Annotated in this window: 12 protein-coding genes; 6 read left to right on the forward strand and 6 right to left on the reverse strand. The window is 69.0% G+C overall.

Annotation, left to right across the window (positions count from 1 at the left end; all coding sequences use genetic code 11):
• Positions 1 to 83 precede the first annotated feature (83 nt).
• Entirely contained in the window at positions 84 to 1,082 is a 999-nt protein-coding gene (locus tag NP511_RS04915; RefSeq protein ID WP_049964660.1) for an SDR family oxidoreductase, read from the reverse strand.
• A 119-nt stretch (positions 1,083 to 1,201) separates the two neighbouring features.
• Positions 1,202 to 2,617 (reverse strand): outer membrane protein assembly factor BamB family protein, encoded by a 1,416-nt coding sequence (locus NP511_RS04920; protein WP_049964661.1) that lies wholly within the window; start codon positions 2,615 to 2,617, stop codon positions 1,202 to 1,204.
• Between the two features lie 183 nt (positions 2,618 to 2,800).
• On the opposite strand from NP511_RS04920, the gene leuS reads away from it, so the two are divergent.
• From leuS to NP511_RS04950, 6 genes are all read left to right on the forward strand, one after another.
• Positions 2,801 to 5,488 (forward strand): leucine--tRNA ligase, encoded by a 2,688-nt coding sequence (leuS, locus tag NP511_RS04925; protein WP_049964662.1) that lies wholly within the window; start codon positions 2,801 to 2,803, stop codon positions 5,486 to 5,488.
• 108 nt (positions 5,489 to 5,596) lie between these two features.
• Positions 5,597 to 5,890, forward strand: a complete 294-nt coding sequence (gene ddfA, locus NP511_RS04930) for a DdfA family disk-determining factor (RefSeq protein ID WP_049964663.1) — start codon at positions 5,597 to 5,599, stop codon at positions 5,888 to 5,890.
• A 299-nt stretch (positions 5,891 to 6,189) separates the two neighbouring features.
• The gene (locus tag NP511_RS04935) at positions 6,190 to 6,795 is read left to right on the forward strand and encodes a DUF420 domain-containing protein (protein WP_006649219.1); all 606 of its coding nucleotides are present in this window, start codon (positions 6,190 to 6,192) and stop codon (positions 6,793 to 6,795) included.
• A gap of 67 nt (positions 6,796 to 6,862) precedes the next feature.
• Entirely contained in the window at positions 6,863 to 7,762 is a 900-nt protein-coding gene (locus NP511_RS04940) for a thiamine-phosphate synthase family protein (RefSeq protein WP_049964664.1), read from the forward strand.
• Positions 7,763 to 7,771: 9 nt separating this feature from the next.
• Positions 7,772 to 8,497 (forward strand): class I SAM-dependent methyltransferase, encoded by a 726-nt coding sequence (locus NP511_RS04945; protein WP_049964665.1) that lies wholly within the window; start codon positions 7,772 to 7,774, stop codon positions 8,495 to 8,497.
• 81 nt (positions 8,498 to 8,578) lie between these two features.
• The gene (locus NP511_RS04950; protein ID WP_049964666.1) at positions 8,579 to 8,959 is read left to right on the forward strand and encodes a hypothetical protein; all 381 of its coding nucleotides are present in this window, start codon (positions 8,579 to 8,581) and stop codon (positions 8,957 to 8,959) included.
• A 12-nt stretch (positions 8,960 to 8,971) separates the two neighbouring features.
• On the opposite strand, the gene NP511_RS04955 is transcribed toward NP511_RS04950, so the two are convergent.
• From NP511_RS04955 to NP511_RS04970, 4 genes are all read right to left on the reverse strand, one after another.
• The gene (locus tag NP511_RS04955) at positions 8,972 to 10,429 is read right to left on the reverse strand and encodes an arylsulfotransferase family protein (protein WP_233274308.1); all 1,458 of its coding nucleotides are present in this window, start codon (positions 10,427 to 10,429) and stop codon (positions 8,972 to 8,974) included.
• Between the two features lie 181 nt (positions 10,430 to 10,610).
• The gene (locus tag NP511_RS04960; protein ID WP_049964667.1) at positions 10,611 to 11,021 is read right to left on the reverse strand and encodes an acyl-CoA thioesterase; all 411 of its coding nucleotides are present in this window, start codon (positions 11,019 to 11,021) and stop codon (positions 10,611 to 10,613) included.
• An 86-nt stretch (positions 11,022 to 11,107) separates the two neighbouring features.
• Positions 11,108 to 11,872, reverse strand: coding sequence for a DUF7001 family protein (locus tag NP511_RS04965; RefSeq protein ID WP_006649225.1), 765 nt, complete (start codon positions 11,870 to 11,872; stop codon positions 11,108 to 11,110).
• Between the two features lie 12 nt (positions 11,873 to 11,884).
• Positions 11,885 to 12,814 carry a sulfide-dependent adenosine diphosphate thiazole synthase gene (locus NP511_RS04970; protein WP_049964668.1) on the reverse strand — a complete coding sequence of 310 codons (930 nt, stop codon included), beginning with the start codon at positions 12,812 to 12,814 and terminating at the stop codon, positions 11,885 to 11,887.
• Positions 12,815 to 12,857 lie beyond the last annotated feature (43 nt).

Raw genomic sequence — 12,857 nt, forward strand, 5'->3', positions numbered from 1 at the left:
GTGCTGTGTCCCTTCCCAAGTCAGGCCCGCGACACATAGGTTTTCCTCAGTCTCCGACGATTCGAGACGACGACCCGGCCGCGTCATCGATCACCGCGCGGATACCGATCCGACGCGGCGGCGGGCGTCCGGCGCTCGAGCAAGTCCAGCACGGGTTCGCTCGCGGCGAGGCGGATCCCGAGTCGAGTGAGTCGGTCCCGGATCGTCGCGGGGACGAGGGTGCCGTACAGCGAGCCCAGCAGCGGGACCGGTCCGACGCGGTGGTGCGTGTCGGGAGTTCGAGCGGTCGCGGCCTCTCGGACCGTCTCGGCGACCCGCTCGGGCTCGTTGACGAACGGCCCGCCGCCTTCGACGGCTCGGAGCCGCTCGAGGACCCGATAGAGGTCGGTGTTCCCGTCCGATCCGACGACGGTCACGTTCCTGCGCGCCGCGGTCGTGGGGTCGCGATCGGGGGTCGCCCCGTCGGCGCCGGGTCGCGGCGACTCCGCGCTCGCAGCCGCGTCCTCGACGGCCGCCAGCGCGCGGTCGTAGAACGGCGTCGCGACGATCCCCGGCTGGACGACGACGACCGCGATCTCGGTCTCCGACAACTCCTGTCGAAGCGCGTCGCTGAGACTCGCCAGCGCCCACTTCGAGGCCGTGTAACCGCCGATGCCCGCCAGTGCGAGCCGGTCCGCGGCGCTGGTCACGTTCACGATCCGGCCGCGACCCCGTTCGCGCATGCCCGGCAACACCGCGCGGATCAGTCGGTGGGGCCCGAAACAGTGGACCGCGAACTGGCGCTCGAGCAGGCGCGTCGGCACGTCCTCGACGGGCCCGAACTGCCCGTAGCCCGCGTTGTTAACCAGACAGTCGACGCCGCCGGCCTCCTCGCGGATCCGCGAGACGACGCGCTTGGGCGCCTCGGGTTCGGTGAGATCGAGCGCCGCGATGTCGGCCCCGCGGTCCGCCAGTCGCTCGAGGCCCGGCCGGTCGCGATCGCGGGCGGTCGCGTAGACGCGCCACCCCTCGTCCAGCAGGGCGCGGGCGGTTTCGTAGCCGATCCCGGACGAACAGCCGGTCACGAGTGCGGTCGATGGCATGCGAGCGTCTACGACGGCCCGACAGAAGGGGCTCCGCGTCGGTCGGTCGCGCGGACCGTCACGGCTGTGGACGGGTCCGGTCGAGAGCGAGCGAGACGGGCCAGCGCTCCGGTCGACACTCAGTCCCCGGCCGTTCGCTCGAGTCGTCGCGCGAGCAGCGACGCCGCCCCGCCGACGCCGGCGAGCCCGGCCCCGATACCGAAACCGGGGACGCCATCGTCGGAACCGCCCGTTCCGCCACCGCCGTCCGCCCCGCCGCCGGTCCCCCACTCGAGATCGCCGTGGTGACCGAGCGTTCCCAGCAGCACGCGGGAACCGTCGCTCGAGCCCTCGAGGCCGGCCTCGAGGGCGTAGACGTGGCCGTCCCAGCCGCCAACGTAGACCGTCCCGTCGACGACCGTCGGCGACGAGTCGACGCGATCGTCGGTCTCGTAGGCCCAGCGCTCGTCCCCGGAGTCGGCCGCGAGCGCGTAGACGGTCCCGTCGTCGCTACCGACGAGGACGGTATCGTCGGCGACCGTCGGCGATGATCGGACCTCGCCGTCTGTCTCGTGGGTCCACGCCGTCTCGCCCGAGTCCGCGCCGAGCGCGTAGACGGTCCCGTCGTCACTGCCGACGTAGACCGTGCCGTCGGCGACCGTCGGCGTCGATCCGACGACGCCACCTGTGTCGAACGTCCAGCGCTCCTCGCCCGCGTTCGCGTCGATCGCGTGGACCCGGGTATCGGCTCCCCCGACGTAGACCGTTTCCTCGGCCACCGTCGCGGACGAGACCACGGAGCTGGTGACCTCGTACCGCCAGACTTCGTCGCCGCCGGCCGCCGTCAGGGCGTAGACGTAGCCGTCCCAGCTACCGACGTAGACCGTCCCGTCGACGACCGTCGGCGACGCCGAAATCGGCCGCTCGGCCTCGTACATCCAGACCTCGTCGCCGCCGTCCGCCGTCAGGGCGTAGACGGTGGCGTCGTTACAGCCGACGTAGACCGTGCCGTCCACGACCGACGGCGAGGAGAGGACCTTCGAGCCGGCCTCGTAGCTCCAGCGCTGCTCGCCGGAGGCCGCGTCGATCGCGTAGACGGTACTCGCCTCGTCGCTGCCGACGTAGACCGTGCCGTCCACGACCGCCGGCGTCGGATACAGCACGTCGCCGCCGGACCGGACGACACCGGTGTCGAACGTCCACTCCTGCTCGCCCGATTCGGCGTCGATCGTGTACAGGACGCCGTCCCCGCTGACGGCGTAGGCGGTCCCGTCGACGACCGTCGGCGAGGAGCGGACGTCCCGCCCAGTGTCGAACGCCCAGCGGACCCGATCGTCGTCGCTCGGCTCGTCGGGCTCGCCCGAGACCGGTCCCTCCTCTTCGCTCTCGCTGGTCTCTTGAATCGTCGCCCGGCGTGTTCGAACCGCGGCGCTCGCCACCGACGAATACGCCGCCGTCCCGACGAGCCCCACACCGGCCGTCCGCAGGACGGTTCGCCTGTCGATCCGCGATCGGTCCGCTCGAGTCCGCCGGTTCGCATCGTCCACCTCTGTCATGGCCAAACATATGTAACAGATCCTGATAAACGGCCTGTTCGACAGGTGTACGGCGGATCGCGTTCGATCGCCGATCAGCAAGAACCCGTCGGCCCCGCGGGGTGCCGGACCCACGGACCGGCGGCACGGCCGAACAATGATATGGGCGGCCCACCCAGTGGGAATCAACGGATCTCGCCGACCATGACGAGTCATTACGATCACGCGCAGGTGCAGGAGTTTTGGCAGTACGTCTGGGAACGCGACGACGTCTACGAACTCGACGACGACGCCGTCGACCCGACGTACGTCCTCGGGATGTTCCCCTACACGTCGGGGACGCTTCACATGGGACACGTCCGCAACTACGCGATCACGGACGCCTACGCCCGCTATCGGCGAATGTGCGGCGACGACGTCCTCCACCCGATGGGGTGGGACGCGTTCGGCCTCCCCGCGGAGAACGCCGCCTTCGAGCGCAAGACCGACCCCCGCTCGTGGACCGAGGCCTGCATCCGGCGCATGCGCGAGGAACTCGAGACGATGGGCTTTGGCTACGACTGGTCGCGCGAGATCACCACCTGCGAGCCCGACTACTATCGGTGGAACCAGTGGCTGTTCGAACGCTTCTACGAGGAGGACCTCGTCGAGTACGAGGCGGCGGCGGTCAACTGGTGTCCGGACTGCGAAACGGTGCTGGCCGACGCGCAGGTCAGCGAAACCGACGGTGATCGGGTCTGCTGGCGTTGTGAGACGCCCGTCGGTCGGCGGGAACTCGACCAGTGGTTCTTCACGATCACCGACTACGCCGAGGAACTCCACGAGGGGCTCGACGACCTCGAGGGCTGGCCCGAGGGGGTCCGCGAGATCCAGCGAAACTGGATCGGCCGACAGGAAGGGGCCCGGATCACGTTCGACGTGTCCCGCGACGGAGGCGGCGACGACGACCGCGGTGACGCTAGTAACGCCGGCACCGTCGACGTGTTCAGCACCCGCCCCGAAACGATCCACGGTGCGACCTACCTCGCGGTCTCGCCCGGCCACGACCTCACCCGGGAGCTGGCCGAGACCGACGACGCCGTCGCCGAGTACGTCGACACCGCCCGCACCCGTGACCCCGACGAGGTCGGGTTCGACGGCGTCGAGACCGACGCGACCGCCGTCCACCCCCTGACCGGCGACGAACTGCCGGTCTACGTCGCCAGCTACGTCCTCGAGGACGTCGGGACCGGGGCCGTGATGGGCGTCCCCGCACACAACGAGCGCGACCACGAGTTCGCCCGCGAACACGGCCTGCCGATCGAGCGCGTGATCCGGCCCGCGGACGCCGATGTCGATGTCGAAACCAAGGCCTACACCGGCGAGGGCGTCCTCGAGGGAAGCGGCGAGTACGACGGCATGGAGAGCGAGGCCGCCCGCGAGCGGATCGTCGCGGAGAACGACGCCCTCGAGGCCGACGTCACCTACCGGCTGCGCGATTGGCTAATCTCCCGGCAGCGCTACTGGGGGACGCCGATCCCGATCGTTCACTGCGACGACTGCGGCCCCGTCACGGTGCCCGAGGACGAACTCCCGGTCGAACTCCCCGAGTTCGTCCGGACGACCGGCAACCCCCTGGACGCCGCCGAGGAGTGGAAGCAGACGACGTGTCCGGACTGCGGCGCGCCGGCCGAGCGCGAGACCGACACGATGGACACCTTCGTCGACTCCTCGTGGTACTACCTGCGATTCCTCTCGCCCGACCTCGCGGACGCGCCCTTCGACGTCGACCGCGCCGACGACTGGCTCCCCGTCGACGTCTACGTCGGCGGCGACGAACACGCCGTCTTGCACCTGCTCTACACCCGCTTTTTCACGAAGGCGCTTGCCGATCTCGGACTGCTCGAGGAACGGGAACCGATTCGGGAACTCAAGAGTCAGGGGACGGTCCTGTACGACGGCGAGAAGATGTCCAGTTCGAAAGGCAACGTCGTCGTCCCCGAGGAGTACGGCGCGGAGACGACCCGGCTGTTCGTCCTCTCGGCAGCCCACCCCGAACAGGACTTCGAGTGGACCGCCAACAACGTCCGCGGGGCCTACGACCTCCAGCAGACCCTCTACGGGATGGCCGCGGACTTCGTCGACGAGGGCGACACTCGCATTGAGCGTCGGGCCCACGACGACTACGTGTCACGGGAGATCGACCGAACCATCGCGGCGGCGACCGAGGAGTACGAACGATTCCGATTCCATCGGGCCGCCACCGAGATTCGGGAACTCGCCCGACTGCTCCGGCGCTACCGCGAGTACGACCGTCCCAACGGCGCGGTCCACCGACGCGGCCTGCTGACCCTGGCCGCGCTGATCGCGCCGATGGCTCCCCACCTCGGCGAGGAGTGTTGGAACAAGCTCCGCGGCGAGGGGCTGGTCGTCGAGGCCGACTGGCCCGAACCCGACGGCAACGTCGCGGCCTACCAGCGCGAGCGCCAGCTCGTCGATCGCACCCTCGAGGACGTCCGGGACATCGTCGACGTCGCCGACATCGACGAGCCCGACCGGATCGAACTCGTCGTCGCCGCCGACTGGAAGTACCGGGCCGCCGAACTGGTCGCCGACGCCGCCGGCGACGGGATCGACGTCGACGAAATCGTCGACCGACTCTTCGACCACGGCGCGCTCGAGATCGACGCCGACCGGGATCAGGTCGCGGCGTTCGTCGGCCGACTCACGGGCCGCGACGGCGGGGACGGCGAGGACGTGCTGCCGGCCGACCGCGAACTGGCCGTCCTCGAGCGCGCCGACTGGCTCGTCACCGACGAGTTCGGCGCGACCGTCGCCGTTCGACAGGCCGACGCCGACGACGACCTCGCGGCCAAGGCCCGGCCGGGCAAACCCGCGATCCGCATCGAGTGATCGGGGCAGCGACGACGGTCAGCCGCCCAGTGGTCGGACCGCAGTGAGTGGGTGGCCCGGCGATCGAGAGGTAGTTTTATTCCATCGGCATCGGAAGCCCCGGACACGATGGTGGAGGGTGGCGATACCGTTGGCGAACCGTCGAACCGGCCGCCGAGTCAGGCGGTGATCGAAGCCGTCGCCGAGGCCGAAGGCGTCCAACCGGAGGGGCTCGCCCCGCCGGCGTACGAACCGCTGCATGCCGTCGTCGATCCGACGGCGCTCGACGGACTCTTCGCTGCCCGGTCGGACGGCAGGGGCCGACCGAGCGGCACCGTCTCGTTTCGGTTCTGTGGCTACGACGTGACCGTCGATCGGGACGGGCTGGTCACGCTCGAGGAGGCGGTCGAGCCGGCCGACTGAACGGCCCGCCGGACCCTGATCGGCGTCTCGGAACAGTGGCTTTCTCCGCGCCCACAACACCGGCCTCCGGCCGCTCGAGTGGCGGGGCCGGTGACACCGAGCGCTCCCGCTTCGAACTGCGACCGCTGGTCCGCGAGCGGCGCAGCCGGCTGCCGTTCGAGCGTGACTGAAACCGGTGCGATGGCGGACGAGTAGACGGGCGAGAGACGGCTCGGCCGACTCGAGCGACCGACGTTGCGTTTCGGACGCGGTCTGCTGGAACAGCAAGGGTGAAAGGGTGGTACTCCTAACGTCCGGCAATGGCAACCGCTGACGCGAGACGGCGACTCCGGGAGCGGCCGAAGGGCGCGACGATCGTCCTGACCATCGTCGGCTACGCGCTGGTCCTCGGGACTTTCCTGCTGGACGTGCCGATCTACCCCGACCTGACGAACGCACAGGTCAACCTGCTCTCGCACGTCATCGCGGGGATCAACACGACCGCGACCGTCGTCCTGACGCTCGGGTGGTACTGGATCCGCAACGGCGAGGTCGAGAAACACCGGCTGGCGATGGTCTCCGGGTTCGTCCTGATCCTGGGCTTTCTGGTCGTCTACCTGCTGAAGGTCGGCGGCGGCGGGACCAAGGAGTTCGTCGGTCCCGACCTCGTCTACTACCCCTACCTCATCATGCTCGCGATCCACATCATCCTCTCGATCGTCTCGGTCCCCGTGGTCCTCTACGCCCTGATCCTCGGGTTGACCCACACGCCCGCGGAACTCCGGCGAACGGCCCACGCCCGAATCGGGCGGATCGCCGCCGCCGCGTGGATCCTGAGCCTCTTCCTGGGCGTCGTCACTTACGCCCTGCTCAATCACGTCTTCTCCTACGAGTTCGCGGCGATGCTGGTCCCAGTACTGTTCTGACCGACCGGCCCACCGTCCCGCAGGACCCACAAGTTATCCCCGCGCCGGTCATAGCCTCGAGCAACGAATGCAATTCGTCGAAGAAATCGTCGTGGACGAGTTTCTGCCCACCGTCCGCTCGCTGCTTGCCGGCGATCTCCGCGATCGCGGACTCACCCAGAGCGAGGTGGCCGCGGTCCTCGGCATCAGCCAGAGCGCCGTCTCGAAGTACGCCCACGGCGACGTGACCGTCAACGACCGTATCGCCGACGACGAGCGCGTCCAGTCCCTCGTCGACGAACTCGGCAGCGGGCTGGCCGGCGGCGAAACCTCTCCGGTCCAGGCTCTGATCGAACTCGAGGTCCTGATCCGCGAGCTGGAGAGCGGCGGCGACCTCCTCGCGCAACTCCACGAAGAGGCCGTCCCGGAACTGGCCGACCACGGCTCGAGCTTTCGGGTCCACGACCCCGAGAGCGAACTGCGCTCGAGCGAGCGGGTCCTCTCCTCGCTGCGCCGGGGGCTGCGGGTCCTCGAGACGACGAGCGGCTTTACCGGGCTGATCCCCGCGGTCGGCTCGAACCTCGTCGCCTGTACGCCCGACGCCGAAGGAGTCGACGACGTGGCCGGCGTCCCGGGCCGGATCTTCGACGTGAAGGGGCGGGCGACCGTCCCCGCCGACCCCGAGTTCGGCGTCTCAGAACACGTCGCGCGCGTGCTGCTGGCCGCCCGCCGCCACGGGGCCGCCGTCGCGGCCGGAATCAACGTCACGTACGATCCGGAACTGATCGATGAGTTGGCCCAGCGGGGCCACGTCGCCGCCGAGTTCGACGAATCCGGCGACGTGGCCTCGAGCGTCGGCGCGGCGATCGAGGAGGAACCCGAAGCGACCGTCCTCTACCAGACCGGCGGGATGGGGATCGAGCCGCTGATCTACGTCCTCGGATCGGACGCGGAGTCGGTCGCGGACACGATCCGATCGCTGGTCTGAGCGTCCACGATGTCCGAATCCGCACAGGAGTTCTACGGCCGCTGGGCCCGCCTCTACGACCTGATCGCACGCGAGACGCCGGGGATCGCCCGTCTCCGGCGACGAGCGGCCGCTGCCTGCCGCCTCGAGCCCGGCGACACCGTCGTCGAGATGGGCTGTGGCACCGGCGCGAACCTCCCCCATCTGCGCGAACAGGTGGGTTCCGAGGGGACCGTGATCGGGATCGATTTCACCCGACCGGTCCTCGAGCGGGCACGCGCCGCCACCGCCGAGTATGACAACGTCCACGTCCTGCAGGGGGACGCGACCGAGCCGCCGGTCGGGCTCGAGGCGGCGCGGTCGGTCTCGAACGGCGCCGATAGTGCGGTCGGCGAGGCCGTCGCGGCCGGTGGCGTCGACGCCGTCCTCGCCACGTTCGTCGTCGGTATGCTCGCGGACCCGGCAGGCGCGGTCGACGACTGGTGTGGGCTGGTCGGGCCCGGGGGGCACGTCGTCCTCGCGAACGCCGCCCGGAGCGACGAGTGGTACGCCCCGCCGGTCAACGCCGTCTTCCGGGCGATCGTCGTCCTCTCGACGCCGCCGACGACGCGGCTGCGCTACGACGACTCGCCTCACCTGCGCCTCGACGCGAAGATCGACGCTGCCCACGAGCGACTCCGGGAGCGGGCGGTCGCCGTCGCGGACGAAACCCACCTGTTCGGCGTCGTTCGGCTGACCGGCGGTCGGGTAGCGTAGGCGAGCCACAAGAGGGGATGCCTCATAGAGACTGTCGACGTGCAGGCAAACGCATAGCCTCCCGCTCGAGAACGGTCACCTATGGCGACCGTTGCAAACGTCCTCTCGTCGATCTTTAATACGATCCCGGAACTGCATTCGGGACAGCTCGGACTGCTTTCGGGAGTTCTCGTCGGCTTGCTCTACTGGCACGGCCATCACCGGTCGTCGCTGGCCGCCCTCACCGGGTTCTACCTGCTGGCGATCGGCGTCGTGCCCGCATCGACGCGGGGGCTCGCGGTAGTCCAGTCCAAGCCGTGGTACTTCTGCTCGCTGCTGCTTGCCACCGCGCTCTGTGCGATCGCCGGCCGCGTCCTCTGGACGTGGCTCCCGTTCCGACACGGCGTCCCGCACTCGAGTCGCGTCGAGAGTCGGACCGAAGTCGCACCCTCGGGTCGGGCGGACGGCAATGGCCGCCGCTGACGGCCGCGACGGTCACTCGCGGTCGCGAGCGACAGGGGATCTGAATCCGATCCCGGCGTCACGGAGTCGCCACCGGGCCTCGAGCGCGGCCCAGCAAAATCCCGTCAGGACGCCGCCGGCGATGGCGACGGCCTCGGTCTTGCCGACCCAGACCGGGGTGACGAAGAGCAACGCGTTGGTGACCCGGTGTGGGAGGACCGACTCGACGAGACTGCCGAGGGACTCGAGCGGTCGGAACCCGGGCTCCCCGTTACCGCCGCCGGCGGCCGTCCGTGACTCGAGCCCGAGCGACCGGGCGCTGTGTCCGCCGGCGCTCTCGGCTCCCGTCTCGAGGCGTTCGGCGTCGTAGGCCAATGTCGATTCGACCTGCCAGACGATCGCGCCGCTCTCGTTGACTTCCAGGACGCGATTGCCGTGGGTATCGGTGATCAGCGTGTTGCCGTTGGGCAGTCGGTCGGCATCACGGGGCCACTGCATCCGGTCATCTTCCCACTGCCAGGTCCGGGTCCACGCGCCGTTCTCGCGCTGAAACTCCTGAACGCGGCCGTTTTCCGAGTCCGCGACGACGATCGCGGGGCCGCCCCGATGCTCGGGAATGTAGTCGGGGTTGTGCTGCTCGTGGAGGATATCGTACTCGTTCTCGCTGCCCAGCGTCCAGTCCTCGAGCAAGCCCTCGTCCCGGTCGAGGAAGACGACCTGGTCCTGATTGCGGACGCTGACCATGATCCGGCCCGCCATCCGACCGTCCTCGACGTACTCGACGTCGTTGATGTGGGCCCAGTCGTTGGGGAAGGAGTGGCCGCTCTCGAGGTCGAACGCGCTCTGGGCGTCCCAGAGCCACTCGACGATCTCCGTCTCGGTGTCGACGACGAAGACCTGATCCGCGATGATGTCGGCGACGACGACGTGGTTCTCGTCGATGCGATCGGCGTCGTGCCACTCGCCGGCGTTCTCCGCGTAGTCGTACCGTTCGTAGACGACCTCGACCTCGCCGGTGGTGAGGTTCGCCCGCTCGATGACGTTGCGGGCACACGGCGGGTCGCCGCAGGTCGGCCCGGCCGTGTGGATCGTGTCGGTCGCGGTGTACTCGACGGTCAGTGGATCGCCCTCGACGGGGTCGACGTCGAAGTACTTCGTCCGCGAATTGTTGTAGTAGACGACCTCACCGTCGGGTGCGTAGGCGGTGATCGTCCCCGCCCGTCCCGACTCGGTGACGACCGTGTGGTTCTCCGTCGGCGGGGCCTCTGGGACGGCGTCGGCGGACCCTGTCGAGAGGCCCCCCGACGCCGCGCTGGCGACGACGACTGCCGAGGCGAGAAGCAACACGGCGAAGAGCGCACGGAGCCGGGTCCGCGTGATCCCCACTCGAACGCGGGCGATATCCGACCGGACCCGACCGCGAGACTGTGATCCGTCACCCACGGTTCGGTCCTCCTCGAGCCGGACGCGGCTCGTCGACAGCAGTTCCATCGCGGTCCTGTCCCGAGTGACGGTGATCGGCGAGTCGCGTCATCGAACCCGTATCGGACTCGGCCACACCCGAACGGAAAACCGTACCCGTGCGATTGCAACCCCTGAGAGTTCCGGTCGCCGGACTGCTTCGTTCGGACCGACGCCAGCGGCTGGCTCGAGCGCGACGCAGAGTCGCCGATTACGCTGCGGCCTCGAGCCCTTCGTACGCCCGGATCCGGTCGGCGATCCCGTCCGGGATGGGGCTCGGTCGCTCCGTCTCGGGATCGACGTGGACGATGGTCGTCTCGGCGGTCGCCGCGATATCGCCGTCGACCCGGATCTCGTAGCGCATCGTACAACTCGTCTCACCCAGTCGCGAGACCGACAGCGCGACCGTCGGCTCGTCGCCCATTCTGATCGGCCGCTCGTAGGAGATCTCGAGGTTCGCGATGACGAAGGAGATGTCCTCGGAGTGCAGTTCGGCGACGTCTCTGAGGTAGTCGGTCCGGGCCGCCTCGAGGTAGCTGGCGTAGACGGCGTGATTGACGTGATTCAGCGGGTCGAGATCGCGATAGCGAACGGGAACGTCGACGGTAAACTCCGCACTCATTGTACGTTGTCGAAGCGGACTGGATCAAAAATACGTACCGGTTACGGCTCCGCCCGTCCGCGAGACGGCGACGTGGGCGGTCGATCTCACGGCCCGTACAGTCGCGCGTGGTCGTCACAGAACGCCGGCTCGCGAAGGTGGGCCGCGAGCAGGTCCGCCTGATAGTGGGCGTTGAACAGGCGACAGCCCTCGCGGTCGCAAAACGCCTCGCCGGTCTCGAGGTAGTGATACCCCTGTAACACCGTCCCTTTCAGCACGTCGGTAGTCCGGGGATCGTCCGCGATCAGGAACTCGCCGTCGACCTGGTTCTCGAGGACTTCCCGAGGCGGCGTCTCGCCCGAGAGCAGGGCGTGGCGCTGTTTCTCTTTGTAGTAGGACTCGGGCTTAGCGGGGGCCTCGTAGAGGCCGGGTACCGAGACCAGCGCCGGCTGGCCGAGGACGGTCACGCGCTTGTGCCAGCGGCCGTCGTGGTCGCCCCAGGTGCCGATCGCCCGGTCGAGGATCGGGACGTGCAGCGTCTCGAGACCGCGCTCGGCCGCGGGCAGCGCGGCGTTGAGCGCGCGCTGGACTTGCACGCCGTCGTAGAGGACCCCGCCCTCGCGTTCGGGATTCTCGAGGGCGCGTTCCTCGTAGCGGATCGTCCCCAGCATCGTGGTGCCCGTCTCGCGCTCGTAGGGCGAGGGGACCCGCGCCTCGGCGAACCGCTCCGCGAGGTCGTCCGTGCGGTGGACGTCGAGGAACCGGTCCCGGACGGCCACGTCGGCGTCGACCCGCGTGGCCAGCCAGTCGGCGACCGCGTCGACGTCTGCGACGGTCGACGGCGCTCGATAGCAGATGATACGCTCGACCATGTGGGGCCGCGATCAGTCGTCCGCGGGCGTCGCACGCGAGGTCAGTTCGACGGGGTCGGCGTCGACCTCGAGTTCGTCGAGCGCTTCCTGGGCGGCGCGTTTCCCGGAGACGAGCATGGCACCGAAGGTCGGGCCCATCCGCGGGAGGCCGTAGGTCGTCGCGGTGGCCATCCCGGTGGCGATGAGGCCGTCGTGGACGAGGCCGGTGTGTTCGACGACGGCGTCCTCGGACTTGCCGACCCACATCGAGTCGTGGCCCGGCGAGTCGTGGCCCGGCGCGCCGTAGGAGTCGTCGCCGGTCTGGTCCATGCCGGTCGCCGATTCCGCGGCGTCGCCGATGCCCGGCGCGTCGAGGACGCCGCGCTCGTCGAGTTTCTTGACCGCCATCGCGTCGTGGCCGGTCGCGTCGATGACGAGGTCGGCCTCGACGGCGATCGGATCGACGCAGGTGATCTCGCGGGGCAAGGCATGCACTGGCGTCCAGTTCATCACGATGCCGCCGACGCGGTGGTCCTCGCGGATGACGATGTCCGTGAACTCGGTCATGTTCTGCATCTTCGCGCCGGCGTCGCAGGCGGCCTTGATCAGGCCCGAACAGGCCTCGGGGCCGTTCGCGACGTAGAGCCCTTCGCTGTCCTGAGACTCCTTGAAGTCGACGTCGAGATCCGCGAGGATCTCCTGTGCGGGGTCCCGTACCGTGACCTTGTTCATCAGGAAGCCGCCGAGCCAGAAGCCGCCCCCGAGGTAGTTGTTCTTCTCGACGACCATCGTCTGGACGCCGCGCTCGGAGAGTTCCTTCGCCGCGGTCAGCCCCGAGGGACCGCCGCCGACGATGATGACGTCCGAGTCCGAGAAGTCCATGAACTCCTCGGTCCACTCCTGTCCGATCGCGCGGGTGACATCGGCTTCACCGACCTGACTGAACTGCTCGAATTCGCTCATACAACTAGGTGGTATGACCTGGTAGTAAAAAGTCTATCGCAGC

It is taken from the genome of Natrinema thermotolerans (assembly GCF_031165565.1).
Lineage (GTDB): Archaea > Halobacteriota > Halobacteria > Halobacteriales > Natrialbaceae > Natrinema > Natrinema thermotolerans.